Raw genomic sequence first — 14,166 nt, 5'->3', positions numbered from 1 at the left:
GCGCGACGACCGTCCGTCCGGTGGCGGCTACAACCGCGACCGCGGCGACCGCCCCTCGGGTGGCTTCAACCGTGACGACCGTGGTGGCGACCGCGGTGGCTTCCGCCGTGACGACCGCCCGTCCGGTGGTTTCAACCGTGATGACCGTGGTGGCTTCCGCCGCGACGACCGTCCGTCCGGTGGCGGCTACAACCGCGACCGCGGCGACCGCCCCTCGGGTGGCTTCAACCGTGACGACCGTGGTGGCGACCGCGGCGGTTACCGCGGTGGCGACCGTCCGTCCGGTGGCGGCTACAACCGCGACCGTGGCGACCGCCCCTCCGGCGGTGGCTTCCGCCGCGACGACCGCCCGTCCGGTTTCAACCGCGACCGTGGCGACCGCCCCTCCGGCGGTGGGTTCCGTCGTGACGACCGCCCCTCGGGCGGCTACAACCGCGATGACCGTGGTGGCGACCGCGGCGGCTTCCGCCGTGACGACCGCCCGTCCGGCGGCGGCTACCGCCGTGACGACCGCCAGGGCGGCGGCGACCGCGGCCCCCGCCGCGACTACGACGACCGTGGCCCCCGTCGTGACTACGACGACCGCCGCGGCAACTACGAGCCCGTCCGGCGCCTGCCGATCCCGGAGGACGTCACCGGCTTCGAGCTGGACGCGGACGTGCGCCAGGAGCTCAAGAGCCTGCCCAAGACGCTCGCCGACGACGTCGCCCGCAACCTGGTGATGGTGGCCCGCATGCTCGACAGCGAGCCGGAGGAGGCCTACCAGTACTCGCGCATCGCGCTCCGGCTGGCCTCCCGCGTCGCCGCCGTCCGTGAGGCCGCCGGCTTCGCCTCGTACATGACGCAGCGCTACTCGGAGGCGCTGACCGAGTTCCGTGCCGCCCGTCGGATGACCGGTCGCGCGGACCTGTGGCCGGTGATGGCCGACTGCGAGCGCGGTCTGGGCCGCCCGGAGCGCGCGCTGGCGATGGCCGGCGAGCCCGAGGTGAAGCAGCTGGACAAGGCCGGTCAGGTCGAGATGCGCCTGGTCGCCGCGGGCGCCCGCACCGACATGGAGCAGTTCGACGCGGCCGTCGTGACCCTGCAGAGCCCGGAGCTGGCGTCCAGCGCGGTGCACTCGTGGACCGCCCGTCTGCGGTACGCCTACGCCGAGGCGCTGATCGCGGCCGGCCGGGCCGAGGAGGCCCGCGAGTGGTTCGCCAAGGCGGCCGAGGCCGACACCGACGGCACGACCAACGCCTCGGAGCGGCTGGCCGAGATCGACGGCGTCGAGTTCGTGGACGCGCTCGACCCCGAGGCGGCCGAGGAGGAGGCCGAGCAGGCCGAGGCCCCGGCGAAGAAGCGCGGCGGCGACGTCTCCGACGACCGCGTGATCTACGAGGACGAGGAGGACGTCGAGGAGTACTACGACGAGGACGACCTCGAGATCGACGAGGACTTCGACGGCGTGGTGCCCGGGCGTTCCGGTGAGGACGGGGCCGAGGCCGGCACCGAGGCGAAGGCCGAGGACAAGGCCGACGCGCAGGGCTGAGCCCGACCGAACGACTGAGGCCCTGCCCTTCCCCGGATGTCCGGGGAAGGGCAGGGCCTCACGGCTTTCCGGCTCGCGGGCGCTAGCCCAGTTCGAGGTTGCGCAGCACCAGCCCGGTGGCCGGCTTCGGACCGAAGGAGGTGGACTTGCGCGGCATGGTGACGCCCTGTTCGGCGAGTCTTCGGACCACGCTCTCCCGGACCGGGTGCAGCAGTACCGCGGTGCCGCCGGTCCGGGCGGCCTCCTGCTCGGCGGCCACCGCGGTGTGCAGGTAGCCGATGTCGTCCGGGCCGTCGGGGACGCGCCAGGTGTGGTCGAGCAGGGTGGCGTGCAGGACGGTGGCGTCCAGGTGGCGCCACTCCTGGGGCCGGTCGTGCGGCACGGTGGCGTCGAGCAGGGACTCCTCGGGTTCGCCGAGCAGCCAGTAGACGCCGTCGCCGCCGGTCAGCACGAAGCCGTTGCCGCCGTGACGTTTCTGCTCCGCGAGCGCCTGGAGGGCGGCGCTCAGCGGGCCGGGGACCTCCTTGACCTTCCACTGGTCGCCGAGCTTCTCCAGCGCCTCGGCCACCGGCAGCCGGTACAGGACGCGGTGGATGGCCCGGACCCGCAGCGGGTAGCGGGCGGTGTCCACCAGGAGCACCAGACCGCGGTCCCAGGGGCTGCGCGGCAGGTGGCGGTGTTCGCGCTGGAGGCGCAGGTACATCTCCCAGCGGTGGTGGCCGTCGGCGATCAGGGCCCGGCAGGTGGCCAGGTCGCGGCCGATCTCGGCGATGTCGGCCGGGTCGGTGACCGCCCACAGGCGGTGGTGGGTGCCGTCGCTGGTGGCGGTGGAGAGCAGCGGCTCGCCCTCGACGGCGCGCTCGACGACGCCGGCGGCGCCGCCGTTGCCCCGGTAGGTGAGGAGCAGGGGTTCGAGGTTGGCCCGGGTGGTGCGCATCAGGCCGACCCGGTCGGCGACCGGCCGCGGCATGACGTCCTCGTGCGGGAGGACCACGCCGGCCTCCCGGCCGCTGACCGCGAGCGCGCCGATCAGCCCGCGTTGGAGCAGTTCGGGCGAGTCGGCGGTGGCGGGCACGCGTTGCTCGTAGACGTAGAGTCCGGGCTCCCGGTCGGCGGCGAGGACGCCCTCGCGCTGCCAGTCGGCCAGCAGCCGGGCCGCGTGCCGGTACTTGGTGTCGCGGTCGGGCCGGTCGCCGGCGTCCTCGGGCTCGGGCCGGGGCAGGATCAGCCGCACCACGTTGTGCGGGTCCGCGGTCTCCAGGTCGAGCCGGCGGCCCGGGTCGACGACGTCGTACGGGGGTGACATGACCGCGGCGAGGGCGCCGACCCGGTCGGGGACGTAGCGCAGGCCGCGGAAGGGGGACAGGGACAGGCCTGCGGTGGCGACGTGCCCGGGATCGCCGGGGCCGCCCTCCGGAGTCTCGACTCCGTGTTCTGCACTGGGTGTGCTCATTCTGGGCATCGTAACCGGGTACGCGTTGTTGAGAGATCGGAATGCCCGTGCCGTCTCGTGGGACGGGTGTGAGACCGAGGGCGAGGTACGGCATGGACGACGGGCAGGAACGGGTGGACGGCGGCGGCCGGGTCGAGCCGCGCGGCACCGGCGGCGCCCCCGGCGGGGGCGCTCCGGCGGACGGCGGCGTGCCGGCCCAGTCGCGCTCCGGCGAGCCGACCGGGGACGTGTACGACTGGTTCCGGCGCGGTGCGCAGCTGCTCGCCCAGGGCCATCCGGCGGCCGCCGAACAGCTGCTGGCCCGGGCGGCGGTGGCCGAGCCGCACTCGCGCAGCATCCGGGAGACGCTGGCACGCGCCCAGTTCGACACCGGGTCGTACGCCGCGGCGCTGGAGAACTTCCGGGCCGTCGCGCTGGCCGATCCCTCGGACGACTACGCTCAGTTCGGGTGGGGCGTCGCGGCGGCCCGGCTGGGCGACTTCGAGACGTCCGCCGAGCACCTGGCGCTGGCCGTGGCGATGCGGCCGGGCACCGAGCACTACCGGGCGGCGCTGCGGCAGACCAGGGCGACCCTGGCGGCCCGCGCCGGGGCCTACGGCCCGCTGCTGCCCGGGGCGCCCGGGTACCTGGCGCCCCCTCCCGGCCCGGACGGGCGGCCGGCGGGCGAGGACGGTGCGGACGACGAGGTCTGACCGGTCCGGCCCGAGGCGCCGCCCGACGAAGCGAACGACGCAGTGAATGAGGTAGCGCAGCCATGACCGAGACGGCCCCCACCGTGCGACGGACCGCCCCCGGCGGCAGCGACCGGCCGCTGACCGAGGCGTACGACACGGCGCTGCTGGACCTGGACGGCGTGGTCTACGCGGGCCCGAACGCCGTCGAGCACGCCGTGGAGGCGCTGGACGCCGCCCGGACGGCCGGGATGCGGCTCGCGTACGTGACCAACAACGCCTCCCGCCCGCCGCGCGTGGTGGCGGCGCACCTGACCGAGCTGGGGGTGCCGGCCGAGCCGGGCGACGTGATCAACTCGGCCCAGGCGGCCGCCCGGCTGGTCGCGGAGAAGGTGCCGGTCGGGGCGAAGGTGCTCGTGGTGGGCGGCGCGGGGCTGGAGGAGGCGCTGGCCGAGCGCGGGCTGGTCGCCGTCCGCTCGCTGGACGAGCAGCCGCTCGCGGTGGTGCAGGGCTACGACCCGTCGGTCGGCTGGGCGCAGCTGGCGGAGGCCTCCTACGCGGTGCAGCAGGGGCTGCCGTGGGTGGCCTCCAACACCGATCTGACGGTCCCGACCGCGCGCGGCATCGCCCCCGGCAACGGCACCCTGGTGGCGGCCGTGCGGGCCGCCGCCGGGGTGGACCCGGAGGTGGCGGGCAAGCCGCTGCCGCCGATGCACCGGGAGACCGTGCTGCGGACCGGGGCGCGGCGGCCGCTGGTGGTCGGCGACCGGCTGGACACCGACATCGAGGGCGCCTTCAACGGCGGGGTGGACAGCCTGCTGGTGTTCACCGGGGTGACCACCCCGGCGCAGCTGCTGGCGGCCCCGGTCGAGCACCGGCCGACCTACCTGGCGGCGGACCTGCGCGGGCTGCTGGAGTCGCACCCCGCGGTGGGCCGGGAGGACGGCGGGGCCGGCTGCGGCGGCTGGGTCGCCACGGCCGGGGACGGCGTGCTGCGGCTGTCCGGCGGCGGGGACCGCTGGGACGGCCTGCGGGCGCTGTGCGCGGCGGCGTGGGCGGCGCTGGACGCGGACGGGACGGCGGCCGACGGGCGCAAGGCGCTGGCCGAGCTGGGGTTCTGACCCGGCCGGCCGCGGCCGGGCTCGGCGGTGAGAGTGCCCCGGCGGTCGGTGCTTCGGCGGTGCGTGTGCCCCGGCGGTGCGTGTGCCCCGGCGGTCCGCGGCATCCGGACCGCCGGGCCCCGACGTGACCCGGGTGCAGCACGGCCCGGGCCGCCGGGAGCCGGGTCAGAGCAGGGTGCGCAGCCGCAGCAGGTCGCGGAAGCCGGCCTCCAGCCGGATCCGGCCGGAGGCCCAGGCGGAGGCGAAGTTGAGCCCGCCGCCGACCACGGCCACCAGGTCGTCGCTGCTCATGGTGAGCCGGATCGCGGCCTTCTCGGTGGGCGCACCGGGCGCCGAGGCGAGGCCCTGGATCCGGCCGTCGCGCAGCTGACCGGTGAAGGTCAGGTCGAGGTCGGTGATCCGGCAGCTGAGCGAGCGGTCCAGGGCGGCCGCCTTGCGGACGTCGCCGGTGGACTCCGCCATGTTCCGGCTGAGCTGCTCCAGCGCCTCGCGGCACTCCTCGGCGTCGGCCATCGCGGTGCCTCCCTCTCTGGGCTCCCGGTGGATTCGGGCGGGTGACGGCGGTGGTCACTGCCGGGCCACGGTACCGCAGGCGGGTTTTGGCGGTAGCGTCGTCCGTGGGGTGCCCGGATCGGCCCGGGCACCGACGGCGACGGAGCGATGCGCGCAGGCGCTTAGGAGGCACCCGGATGCTGCCGAGGACGGTGCGGGGAGTGGCGGAGGTCGCCGCCGGGCTGGTGGAGGAGGTCGGCAAGCGGGTCGTCGGGACGGCGGCCGCGATCCTGGAGCGGACCGGGGTCGACGTCGCCGACGTGGAGCGCCGGCTGGGCGGGCAGTTCCCGCCGTCGGTGCAGACCCTGCAGACCCTGGCGGGCGAGGCGGTCACCGCCGGGCGGGCCGGGGTGGACCTGGCCGTCGGGGTGGCCCGGGGCGAGGTGGAGAAGGCCTTCGAGAAGGTCGGTGACCAGGTCACCAAGGTCGGTGTGGTGCTGGCCTACCTGGAGAGCAAGCTGCGGGAGGTCGAGGAGGACGAGGGCGGGCCGGAGCGCCCCGGCCCGGCGGCCGACGCCCACCGTTCGGAGCAGCCGGTGCCGGCGCCCCGGGCGGACGACCTGTTCGGGCGCGGCTGGGAGGACGAGCAGGCGCGGCCGGACGCCCGGGCGGCCGGGGAGCCGATAGTGGCGGAGCGGGTGGAGGTGGACGAGCCGGTCGAGGTCTACCCGCCGGTCCCGCCCGTCCCGCGGGCGGCGCCGACGCCGCGGGCCGCGCAGGGGCGGAAGCCGGCGAGCGGGTCCGTGCGCCCGTCCGGGCCCGCGGAGCCCGTCGAGCCTGAGCGGCCGGCGGCGCGCAAGGGCACCGCGAAGAAGGCCCCGGCCGATGCGCCGTCCGGAGCGAAGGCGCCCGGTGCGAAGTCGGGCGGCGCCGAGCCGCCCGGGGCGAAGAAGGCGGCGGCGAAGAAGGCGGCGGCGAAGACGGCGGCGGCGAAGAAGGCGGCGAAGAAGACGGCGGTCCGCAAGACGGCCGTGAAGAAGACCGCCACCGCGAAGCAGTCCGCCGCCGAGTCGGCCGGGTCGCCCGGGACGCCCGCGAAGCGCACGGCGACGAAGAAGACCACCGTCCGCAAGGCCACCAGCACGAAGCGCTCCGATGACCGGAGCGGCTGACCCGACGGCGCCGCTCGGCGTCGGACTCGCCCCCACCGGCCACCCCGGCGTGGACGCCGGCCTGGCCCGGCTGGAGGCCCTGGACGGGGTCCCCGCCGAGGCGCACGTCGCGGTGTACGAAGATGTTCACCAGCGGCTCGCCGACACGCTGGCCGCGCTCGACCAGGAATGATCCGTAGGACCCGTAGGAGCTGAAGCACCAGTGGCAGTGGCACGACGCCGACTCGACGCGGAGCTGGTCCGCCGCAAGCTGGCCCGGTCGCGCGAGCACGCGTCCGAGCTGATCGCAGCCGGCCGGGTGACCGTCGGCGGCACGACCGCGACCAAGCCGGCCACCCAGGTGGAGACCTCGGCGGCGGTCGTGGTGGCCAAGGACGAGAACGACCCCGACTACGTCTCGCGCGGCGGGCACAAGCTGGCCGGGGCGTTCGCCGCCTTCGTCCCGCAGGGTCTGGTGGTGGAGGGCCGCCGGGCGCTGGACGCGGGCGCCTCCACCGGCGGGTTCACCGACGTCCTGCTGCGGGCCGGTGCCTCCGGCGTGCTCGCCGTGGACGTCGGCTACGGGCAGCTCGCGTGGTCGCTGCAGAGCGACGAGCGGGTGACGGTGATGGACCGCACCAACGTCCGCGAGCTCAGCCTGGAGCTGATCGGCGGCACCCCGGTCGACCTGGTGGTCGGCGACCTGTCGTTCATCTCGCTGGGCCTGGTGCTGCCCGCGCTGGCCGGCTGCGCGGCCGAGGACGCGGACCTGGTGCTGATGGTCAAGCCGCAGTTCGAGATCGGCAAGGAGCGGCTGGGCAGCGGTGGGGTGGTGCGCAGTCCGGAGCTGCGCGCGGAGATGGTGCGCCAGGTCGCCGGGCAGGCGTGGGAGCTGGGCCTGGGCGTGCGTGCCGTCACCGCGAGCCCGCTGCCGGGCCCGTCCGGGAACGTCGAGTACTTCCTCTGGCTGCGCCGCGACGCCCCGCAGTTGAACCCCGCGGAGGCGGACCGGGCCGTCGCCGAGGGGCCCCGATAGGGTGCTCTGCGGGCGTCCGGTCCGTCATGCTGTGTGACGCGACCGCACCGGGGCGGAGGGCGGCCCGGCAGGCGTGAGGGAGAGGGCAGCGGCATGAGCGATGACGAGCGTACGGTCTTCCTGATCGCGCACACCGGCCGGGAGGCGGCGCTGCGCAGCGTCGAGGGCCTGGTGCACGGGCTGCTGAAGGCGGGCATCCGGATCAGACTGCTCGCCTCCGAGGCGGTGGGCCTGGACCTGCCGGACGGGGTGGAGAAGGTCGCCGGTGGCCCGGGGGCGGCGGACGGCTGCGAGCTGATCCTGGTCGCCGGCGGGGACGGGACGCTGCTGCGCGGGGCGGAGCTGGCGCGCGAGCACGGGCTGCCGATGCTCGGGATCAACCTGGGCCGGGTGGGCTTCCTCGCCGAGGCCGAGCGGGACGACCTGGCCGTGGTGGTCGAGCGGGTGGTGGACGCCGACTACACGGTCGAGGAGCGGATGACGATCGACGTCATCGTCCGCACCAACGGCGATGTGCTGCACCAGGACTGGGCGTTGAACGAGGCGTCGATCGAGAAGGCGTCCCGGGAGCGGATGCTGGAGGTGGTGACCGAGGTGGACGGCCGTCCGGTCTCCAACTTCGGCTGTGACGGGGTGGTCTGCGCGACGCCGACCGGCTCCACCGCGTACGCGTTCTCCGGCGGCGGGCCGGTGGTCTGGCCGGAGGTGGAGGCGCTGCTGATGGTGCCGATCTCCGCGCACGCGCTGTTCGCCCGCCCGCTGGTGACCTCGCCGCACTCCGTGCTGGCCGTGGAGGTGCAGCCCAAGACCCCGCACGGCGTGCTCTGGTGCGACGGCCGGCGCTCGGTCGAACTGCCCGCGGGCGCCCGGGTGGAGGTCCGCCGGGGCCAGACGCCGGTGCGGCTGGCCCGACTGCACCGGGCGCCGTTCACCGACCGGCTGGTGGCCAAGTTCGCGCTGCCGGTGACGGGTTGGCGCGGCCGGGCGGACACCGGCTGCTGACCGCGGGCCGTCCGGCGGATCCTGCGGCCCCGGCGGACGGGCGCGCGCCGTGACGCGCCCGGCAACCCGCCGGACGGCCGCCGGCCGTCAGACGGCCAGGGGCTGGTCCTGGTCGGCCGGTCCGTACCGGCCGCCCGCCGCCGCCCGCGCGGCCAACGCGGTGAGCCGTCGCACGGCGTCGGGGACGGCCGGGGCGGGCACGGTGAGCGGGATCCGGACGTGGTGCTCGAAGGCGCCGTCCGAGCCGAACCGGTTGCCGGCGGCGATCCGGATGCCGTCGCGCTCCCCGGCCCGCGCCAGCGCCGCGCCGGAGAGAGCACCGGTGGACACCCAGAACGAGAGCCCGCCGGGCGGTGGCGGGAAGGTCCAGTCCGGCAGCCGCTCGGCCAGTGCGGCCGCGAAGGCGTGGGCGGTGGCCCGCAGCCGGTCCAGCTGGTGCGCGCGCACGGCCGCCAGCGGCTCGCCCAGCAGGTCGGCGGCGATCAGCTGGTCGAGCACCGGGGTGCCGACGTCGCTGTAGACCCGGTCGGCGGCCAGCCGGCGCACCAGCGCGGGCGCGGCCCGCACCCAGCCGATCCGCAGCCCGCCCCAGAGCAGCTTGCCCGCGGAGCCGACGGTGACCACCTGGGCGGCCCGGTCCAGCGCCGCCGCCGGGCGCGGCAGGGGCTCGGACTCCGGGACGCCCCAACCGAGTTCGGCGGTGGTCTCGTCGACCAGGACGACGCTGCCGGCGGCCCGGGCGGCGGCCAGCAGCTCGCGCCGCTGCTCCTCGCCGACCAGGGCGCCGGTCGGGTTGTGGAAGTCCGGGATCACGTAGGCGACCTTGGGCGCCGCGCCGCGCAGCACCCGGCGCCACTCGGCGAGGTCCCACGGGGCCGGGCCGCTCGGCCCGGGGAATGGGCCGGGGGCGTACGGCACGGGCACCAGGCGGGCGCCGGCGATCCGTAGCGCCTGCAGGGTGTGGGCGTAGCTGGGCGCCTCGACGGCGACCCGGTCGCCGCGGCCGATCAGTGCCCGCTGGACGAGGTGCAGGGCGCCCATCGCGCCGGTGGTGACGAGGATCTGGTCCGGGGTGGTGGGCAGCCCGCGCTCGGTGTACCGCCGGGCGACGGCCTCGCGCAGCACCGGGACGCCGGTGGGGTAGTGGCCGTGCCCGGCGGCGTAGTGGGGCAGTTGCTCGACGGCGCGGGCGGCGGCCGCGCCGAGGAAGGGCTGCGGGGCGGGCAGGGCGGCGACCCCGAGGTCCAGGGTGCGGCCGAGCTCGTCCGGCGGGACGGGGTGCAGGGCGTCGCCGGGCGGCGGGGCGCCCTCGGGCAGCGCGGTCCAGCTGCCGGCGCCGCGGCGGCTGCGCAGGTAGCCCTCGGCGCGCAGGGTCTCGTAGGCGGTGGCGACGGTGGTGCGGCTGAGCTCCAGGGCGGTGGCGAGTTCGCGTTCGGCGGGCAGCCGGGCGCCGACCGGCAGTCGGCCCTCGGTGACCAGCAGCCGGATCTGCCCGGCGAGGGTCCGGTAGGCGGGCCGGCGGGGGCCGGGGGCGTCGGGCAGCCGGGCGGTGGCGAGCAGCCGGGCCAGCGCGGGCGGGGTGACGGTGGTGTGCCAGTCGGCCATGGGGGATCAGTCCACTTGCTCGGAATTGGCCCTGGAGGGGGTCGCTTTGGCCTGGCCATCATGGCAGGGCGGCCATCGAGTCCGCCACCGCCGGGGCAGCCGGGCGGTGCAGCACCACCCGCAGGAGCTCCCGTTGGCCACCACGCACCCGACCACGCCTGACCGGCCCTCCGAGGCCCCGCCCGCCGCCGCGCTGGCCGCCCCGCCCGCCGCCGCGCCGACCGTCCAGCCGGCCGGGCCCGCCGGCCGGTCGGGGGCCGCCCGGCCGTCCCGTGCCGCCCGCCTGCTCGGCGACACCCACGCGCTGGGCCGCCGGATCCCGCAGCTCGCCGTCGGCCTCTACCTGTACGGCGCGAGCATGGCGCTGATGCTCCGCTCCGGCCTCGGCCTCGACCCGTGGGACGTCTTCCACCAGGGCCTGCAGCGTGCCGCGGGCCTCTCGGTGGGCGCCTGGGTGACCATCTGCGGCGCCCTGGTCCTGCTGCTGTGGATCCCGATCCGCCAGCGCCCGGGCGTCGGCACGGTGGCGAACGTCCTGGTGCTGGGCGCGTCGATGGACCTCACCCTGCGGCTGGTCGACGGCCCGGCCGGGCTGCCCGCCCGGATCGCGCTGATGGCCGCCGCGATCGCGCTGAACGGCCTGGCCACCGGCCTCTACATCGGTGCCCGCTTCGGCCCCGGCCCGCGCGACGGCCTGATGACCGGCCTGCACCGGCGCACCGGGCGTTCGCTGCGGCTGATCCGCACCGGCATCGAGGTCACCGTCCTGGTCGCCGGCGTGCTGCTCGGCGGCACCGCCGGGGTCGGCACGGTCGCGTACGCGCTGGCCATCGGCCCGCTGGTGCAGTTCTTCCTGCCGTGGTGCACGGTGCCGGGCCCCGGGCAAACCTCCCGGAAGGGGTGAACTTCCGGGCACGGAGTTGCCGCGCGCCGTTGCCGCTCGTCGCGCGCCGGGGGTGGAACCTCGTAAGGTCGTCTCCGTGTTGGACGAGATGCGGATACGGGATCTTGGGGTCATCGACGACGCGGTGGTCGAACTCGCGCCCGGCTTCACCGCCGTGACCGGTGAGACCGGCGCCGGGAAGACCATGGTCGTGACGAGCCTCGGCCTGCTGCTCGGCGGCCGCGCCGACCCGGGCCTGGTGCGCAACGGCACCGGGCGCGCGGTCGTCGAGGGCCGGCTCGAGCTGCCCGCCGACTCTCCGGTGGCGGCCCGGGCGGTGGAAGCCGGGGCCGAGCTGGACGACGGCGCGTTGCTGATCAGCCGCACCGTCTCCGCCGAGGGCCGCTCCCGGGCCTACGTGGGCGGCCGGGCCGTCCCGGTCGGCCTGCTCGCCGAGCTCGGCGAGGACCTGATCGCCGTGCACGGCCAGACCGACCAGCAGCGGCTGCTGCGCCCGGCCCGCCAGCGCGGCGCGCTGGACCGGTACGCGGGCGAGACCGTGGCCGGGCCGCTGGCCCGCTACCGGGAGACCTACCGCAGCCTGCGCGAGGTCTCCGCCACGCTGGAGGAGCTCACCACCCAGGCGCGCGAGCGCGCCCAGGAGGCCGACCTGCTCCGGTTCGGCCTGGACGAGATCGCCGCCGCCGAGCCGGTGGCCGGCGAGGACGTCGAGCTGGCCGCCGAGGCCGAGCGGCTCGGCCACGCCGACGCGCTCTCCTCCGCCGCCACCCTCGCCCACGCCGCGCTGGCCGGCGACCCGGCGGACCCGGAGGCGCTGGACGCCGGCACCCTGCTCGCGCAGTCCCGCCGCGCCCTGGATGCCGTGCGCCACCACGACGAGCGCCTGGCCGCGCTCGCCGACCGCGTCAACGAGGTCGGCTACCTGCTCGCCGACGTGGCCGGCGACCTGGCCGGGTACGCGGACGACCTCGACGCCGACCCCGTCCGGCTCGCCGCCGTCGAGGACCGCCGGTCCGTGCTGGCCCAGCTGCTGCGCAAGTACGGCGGCCCCGAGAACACCCTCGCCGAGGTGATCGCCTGGGCCGAGGCCGGCGCCGCCCGGCTCGCCGAACTCGACGGCGACGACGACCGGATCGACCAGCTCGGCGCCCGGGAGACGGAGCTGCGGGCCGAGTTGGCCGAGCTGGCCGCCGAGGTGTCGGCCGCCCGCCACGCCGCCGCCGGGCGCTTCGCCGAGGCCGTCTCCGCCGAGCTCGCCGAACTGGCCATGCCGCACGCCCGGGTGACCTTCTCGATCACCCGGGTCGACGACCTGTCCGGCATCGAGCTCGAGGGCCGCACCGTCGCCTACGGGCCGCACGGTGTGGACGAGGTCGAGGTGCTGCTCGCCCCGCACCCCGGGGCCCAGCCCCGGCCGATCGCCAAGGGCGCCTCCGGCGGTGAGCTGTCGCGGGTGATGCTCGCCGTCGAGGTGGTCTTCGCGGGCGCCGACCCCGTCCCCACCTACCTGTTCGACGAGGTGGACGCGGGCGTCGGCGGCAAGGCCGCGGTGGAGATCGGGCGCCGGCTGGCGAAGCTGGCCGAGTCCGCCCAGGTCGTGGTGGTCACCCACCTCCCGCAGGTCGCCGCCTTCGCGGACCGGCACCTGGTCGTGGAGAAGACCCACGACGGCACCGTGACCCGCAGCGGCGTCAAGGTGCTGAACGACGAGGAGCGGGTGCGCGAACTCTCGCGGATGCTGGCCGGCCTGGAGGACTCCGAGCTGGGCCGCGCCCACGCGGAGGAACTGCTGGCAGCGGCCCGGGCCCCGCGCCACCGCTAGCCGGGCGCGGCGGCCCCGCGGACGGACGGCGACGCGCCCCGGGTGCGGCCGACTGTCCAAGAGGGCCGCCGACCTGGCATGGTGGCGGCTGGACACTGGCTTTCCAGTCCCGAGCGCCGTCGGCGGGCAATCCTCGCGGAAGCGGCGCGCGAACCTGATCGAGTCGGATGCGAGAGAACGTGGACCATTCCGCCGCCCGGGCCGCCGCGGCCACCCCCGAACCGGGGCAGCTGCACGTGGTACTCGTCCTGGCCGCCAGCACCGGCGGCATCGGTGCGCACGTGCGCTCCCTCGCCCAGGGCCTGGTCGCGCACGGCGTGACCGTCACGGTCTGCGCCCCGGCCGGCACGGACGCCCTGTTCGGCTTCTCCCGCACCGGCGCCAGGTTCCACACCGTCGACATCACCCCCACCGCCGGCGCCCGCAGCGACGCCACCGCGATCGGCGAACTGCGCCGGGCCTTCACCGGTGCCGACGTCGTCCACGCGCACGGGCTGCGCGCCGGGCTGCTCTCCGACCTCGCGCTGCGCACCGCCGGCCGCTTCCCCGGCCTGCGCCCGGAGACCCCGCTGGTGGTCACCTCGCACCACGCGCTGCTGGCCACCGGCATGGAGCGCCGGCTGCAGCGGCTGATGGAGCGCCGGGTGGCGCGTGCCGCCGACCTCGTCCTCGGCGCCTCCTCCGACCTCGTCGCCCGGGCCCGTGAACTGGGGGCCACCGACGCCCGGCTCGGCCCGGTGGCCGCCCCGCCGATGCCCGAGGGCCGGCTGGACCGGGCCGCCGCCCGGGCCGCCCTGCTCGGTGACGGACCGGACCGGCCGCTGGTGCTCGCGGTCGGCCGGCTCGTCCCGCAGAAGGCCTTCGGGCAGCTGCTGGACGCCACCCGCGAACTGTCCGCACTCGACCCGGAGCCGCTGCTGCTGCTCGCCGGGGACGGCCCGGAGGCGGCCGGACTGCGCGAGCGGGTGGCCGCCGAGAAGTTGCCGGTACGGCTGCTCGGCTACCGCACCGACGTCCCCGACCTGCTGGCCGCCGCCGACGCGGTGGTCGTCTCCAGCCGCTGGGAGGCCCGCTCGCTGGTCGTGCAGGAGGCGATGCGGGCCGGCGTGCCGGTGGTCGCCACCGCCGTCGGCGGGATCCCCGAACTGGTCGGCGACGCGGCCGTGCTGGTGCCCGCAGGGGACCCGGCCGCGCTCGGCCGGGCGGTGGCCGAGCTGCTGTCCGACCCGGCGCGCCGCGGGCGGCTGGCGGCGGCCGGCCGGCAGCAGGCCGAGACCTGGCCGGACGAGGCCGCCACCGTGGCCCAGGTGCTGAGCACCTACGACGAGCTGGTCCAGCGGGCCTGAGCCCCGGCCGGCCCTGACGGCCGCCGCCCCGG

General features: G+C 76.6%; 13 protein-coding genes. 10 read left to right on the top strand and 3 right to left on the bottom strand.

Annotated features, from left to right (window positions below):
• Window positions 1-658 precede the first annotated feature (658 nt).
• The gene (locus AB0N04_RS18360; protein ID WP_360209999.1) at window positions 659-1,531 is read left to right on the top strand and encodes a hypothetical protein; all 873 of its coding nucleotides are present in this window, start codon (window positions 659-661) and stop codon (window positions 1,529-1,531) included.
• An 82-nt stretch (window positions 1,532-1,613) separates the two neighbouring features.
• On the opposite strand, the gene AB0N04_RS18355 is transcribed toward AB0N04_RS18360, so the two are convergent.
• Entirely contained in the window at window positions 1,614-2,984 is a 1,371-nt protein-coding gene (locus AB0N04_RS18355; protein WP_360209979.1) for a DUF1015 domain-containing protein, read from the bottom strand.
• 92 nt (window positions 2,985-3,076) lie between these two features.
• Here AB0N04_RS18355 and AB0N04_RS18350 point away from each other — a divergent pair, with 92 nt between their 5' ends.
• Window positions 3,077-3,676 carry a tetratricopeptide repeat protein gene (locus AB0N04_RS18350; protein WP_360209978.1) on the top strand — a complete coding sequence of 200 codons (600 nt, stop codon included), beginning with the start codon at window positions 3,077-3,079 and terminating at the stop codon, window positions 3,674-3,676.
• Window positions 3,677-3,738: 62 nt separating this feature from the next.
• Entirely contained in the window at window positions 3,739-4,776 is a 1,038-nt protein-coding gene (locus AB0N04_RS18345; protein ID WP_360209976.1) for an HAD-IIA family hydrolase, read from the top strand.
• Between the two features lie 165 nt (window positions 4,777-4,941).
• On the opposite strand, the gene AB0N04_RS18340 is transcribed toward AB0N04_RS18345, so the two are convergent.
• Window positions 4,942-5,289 carry an SCP2 sterol-binding domain-containing protein gene (locus AB0N04_RS18340; RefSeq protein WP_360209974.1) on the bottom strand — a complete coding sequence of 116 codons (348 nt, stop codon included), beginning with the start codon at window positions 5,287-5,289 and terminating at the stop codon, window positions 4,942-4,944.
• A 176-nt stretch (window positions 5,290-5,465) separates the two neighbouring features.
• On the opposite strand from AB0N04_RS18340, the gene AB0N04_RS18335 reads away from it, so the two are divergent.
• The 4 genes from AB0N04_RS18335 (at window position 5,466) to AB0N04_RS18320 (ending at window position 8,457) form a co-directional block, all read left to right on the top strand.
• Window positions 5,466-6,440 (top strand): hypothetical protein, encoded by a 975-nt coding sequence (locus AB0N04_RS18335; RefSeq protein ID WP_360209972.1) that lies wholly within the window; start codon window positions 5,466-5,468, stop codon window positions 6,438-6,440.
• On the top strand, window positions 6,424-6,612 hold the full coding sequence (locus tag AB0N04_RS18330; RefSeq protein WP_360209970.1) for a hypothetical protein: 189 nt from the start codon (window positions 6,424-6,426) through the stop codon (window positions 6,610-6,612). Before AB0N04_RS18335 ends, AB0N04_RS18330 begins: the two co-directional genes overlap by 17 nt.
• A 36-nt stretch (window positions 6,613-6,648) precedes the next feature.
• Window positions 6,649-7,455, top strand: a complete 807-nt coding sequence (locus AB0N04_RS18325) for a TlyA family RNA methyltransferase (protein ID WP_360209997.1) — start codon at window positions 6,649-6,651, stop codon at window positions 7,453-7,455.
• A gap of 93 nt (window positions 7,456-7,548) precedes the next feature.
• A complete protein-coding gene (locus AB0N04_RS18320; RefSeq protein ID WP_360209968.1) occupies window positions 7,549-8,457 on the top strand; it encodes an NAD kinase in 909 nt (302 codons plus the stop codon).
• Between the two features lie 87 nt (window positions 8,458-8,544).
• Here the strand turns inward: AB0N04_RS18320 and AB0N04_RS18315 are convergent, their stop codons facing one another.
• Complete coding sequence (locus AB0N04_RS18315; RefSeq protein ID WP_360209966.1) at window positions 8,545-10,062, bottom strand: PLP-dependent aminotransferase family protein; 1,518 nt, start codon at window positions 10,060-10,062, stop codon at window positions 8,545-8,547.
• Between the two features lie 283 nt (window positions 10,063-10,345).
• On the opposite strand from AB0N04_RS18315, the gene AB0N04_RS18310 reads away from it, so the two are divergent.
• From AB0N04_RS18310 to AB0N04_RS18300, 3 genes are all read left to right on the top strand, one after another.
• Window positions 10,346-10,966 carry a hypothetical protein gene (locus AB0N04_RS18310; RefSeq protein ID WP_360209995.1) on the top strand — a complete coding sequence of 207 codons (621 nt, stop codon included), beginning with the start codon at window positions 10,346-10,348 and terminating at the stop codon, window positions 10,964-10,966.
• A gap of 88 nt (window positions 10,967-11,054) precedes the next feature.
• On the top strand, window positions 11,055-12,788 hold the full coding sequence (recN, locus tag AB0N04_RS18305; RefSeq protein ID WP_360209993.1) for a DNA repair protein RecN: 1,734 nt from the start codon (window positions 11,055-11,057) through the stop codon (window positions 12,786-12,788).
• A 167-nt stretch (window positions 12,789-12,955) separates the two neighbouring features.
• The gene (locus AB0N04_RS18300; protein ID WP_360209964.1) at window positions 12,956-14,134 is read left to right on the top strand and encodes a glycosyltransferase family 4 protein; all 1,179 of its coding nucleotides are present in this window, start codon (window positions 12,956-12,958) and stop codon (window positions 14,132-14,134) included.
• The last annotated feature ends 32 nt before the right edge of the window (window positions 14,135-14,166 follow it).

Source organism: Kitasatospora sp. NPDC051702, from assembly GCF_040681575.1.
Classification (GTDB): Bacteria; Actinomycetota; Actinomycetes; order Streptomycetales; family Streptomycetaceae; genus Kitasatospora.
Note: the sequence above shows the minus strand (reverse complement) of the source record. Positions and strands in the feature narration are given on the sequence as shown.

Coding starts and splice junctions, on each gene's coding strand:
- AB0N04_RS18355 (WP_360209979.1), bottom strand. CDS start 2,984: ATGAGCACACCCAGTGCAGAACACGGAGTCGAGACTCCGGAGGGCGGC.
- AB0N04_RS18350 (WP_360209978.1), top strand. CDS start 3,077: ATGGACGACGGGCAGGAACGGGTGGACGGCGGCGGCCGGGTCGAGCCG.
- AB0N04_RS18345 (WP_360209976.1), top strand. CDS start 3,739: ATGACCGAGACGGCCCCCACCGTGCGACGGACCGCCCCCGGCGGCAGC.
- AB0N04_RS18340 (WP_360209974.1), bottom strand. CDS start 5,289: ATGGCCGACGCCGAGGAGTGCCGCGAGGCGCTGGAGCAGCTCAGCCGG.
- AB0N04_RS18335 (WP_360209972.1), top strand. CDS start 5,466: ATGCTGCCGAGGACGGTGCGGGGAGTGGCGGAGGTCGCCGCCGGGCTG.
- AB0N04_RS18330 (WP_360209970.1), top strand. CDS start 6,424: ATGACCGGAGCGGCTGACCCGACGGCGCCGCTCGGCGTCGGACTCGCC.
- AB0N04_RS18320 (WP_360209968.1), top strand. CDS start 7,549: ATGAGCGATGACGAGCGTACGGTCTTCCTGATCGCGCACACCGGCCGG.
- AB0N04_RS18315 (WP_360209966.1), bottom strand. CDS start 10,062: ATGGCCGACTGGCACACCACCGTCACCCCGCCCGCGCTGGCCCGGCTG.
- recN (WP_360209993.1), top strand. CDS start 11,055: ATGCGGATACGGGATCTTGGGGTCATCGACGACGCGGTGGTCGAACTC.
- AB0N04_RS18300 (WP_360209964.1), top strand. CDS start 12,956: ATGCGAGAGAACGTGGACCATTCCGCCGCCCGGGCCGCCGCGGCCACC.